The 1,176-nt window shown below is 63.9% G+C and carries 1 protein-coding gene; it reads right to left on the bottom strand.

Going from position 1 to position 1,176, the window contains the following annotated elements; genetic code table 11:
* Nucleotides 1-1,150 (bottom strand): elongation factor Tu (gene tuf / locus AC1DCG_RS25050; RefSeq protein WP_477041748.1); only part of this gene is annotated, 1,150 nt, incomplete at its 3' end.
* Nucleotides 1,151-1,176: the final 26 nt, after the last annotated feature.

Below are 1,176 nucleotides of genomic sequence, written 5' to 3'. Positions count from 1 at the left end.
GGCCGCCTTCACGGATGGCGAAGCGGAGCTTCTCTTCCATGGCGATCGGGGTGATCAGCTCGACGTCCAGCTCGGCGTTGTCGCCCGGCATGATCATTTCCACGCCTTCGCGCAGCTTGATGATCCCGGTCACGTCCGTCGTGCGGAAGTAGAACTGCGGGCGGTAGTTGGTGAAGAACGGGGTGTGACGGCCGCCTTCTTCCTTGGTCAGGATGTAGGCTTCGGCCACGAACTTGGTGTGCGGGGTGATCGARCCCGGCTTGCAGAGCACTTGGCCGCGCTCGACGTCTTCACGCTTGGTGCCGCGCAGCAGCACGCCCACGTTGTCGCCGGCTTGACCTTGGTCCAGCAGCTTGCGGAACATTTCGACGCCCGTGCAGGTGGTCTTTTGGACCGGACGGATGCCGACGATTTCGACTTCTTCACCGACCTTCACGATGCCGCGCTCGACGCGACCGGTSACCACGGTGCCGCGGCCCGAGATCGAGAACACGTCTTCGACCGGCATCAGGAAGGCCTGGTCGATCGGGCGTTCCGGCTGCGGGATGTAGGCGTCGACCGAAGCCATCAGCTCGAGGATCTTCTCTTCGCCGATGTTGGCGTCACGGCCTTCGACCGCGGCCAGGGCCGAACCCTTGGTGATCGGAATGTCGTCGCCCGGGAACTGGTAGGACGACAGCAGCTCRCGAACTTCCATTTCGACGAGCTCGAGCAGCTCTTCGTCGTCGACCATGTCGACCTTGTTCATGAACACGACCAGGGCCGGCACGCCGACCTGACGGGCCAGCAGGATGTGCTCGCGGGTCTGCGGCATCGGGCCGTCGGCGGCCGACACGACCAGGATCGCGCCGTCCATCTGGGCCGCGCCCGTGATCATGTTCTTCACGTAGTCGGCGTGGCCGGGGCAGTCGACGTGAGCGTAGTGACGGTTGGCCGTCTCGTACTCGACGTGCGCGGTGTTGATCGTGATGCCGCGGGCCTTTTCTTCCGGCGCGGCGTCGATGTCGGCGTAGTTCTTGGCGGTCGCGCCGCCCGACTTCGCCAGCGTGATCGTGATCGCGGCCGTCAGCGTCGTCTTGCCATGGTCAACGTGACCGATGGTGCCGATGTTGCAGTGCGGCTTAGTGCGTTCGAACTTTTCCTTGGCCATCGCGTTCGAACTTTTCCTTGGCCATC

This window comes from Caulobacter sp. 10L414 (genome assembly GCF_056395525.1).
Note: the sequence above shows the minus strand (reverse complement) of the source record. Positions and strands in the feature narration are given on the sequence as shown.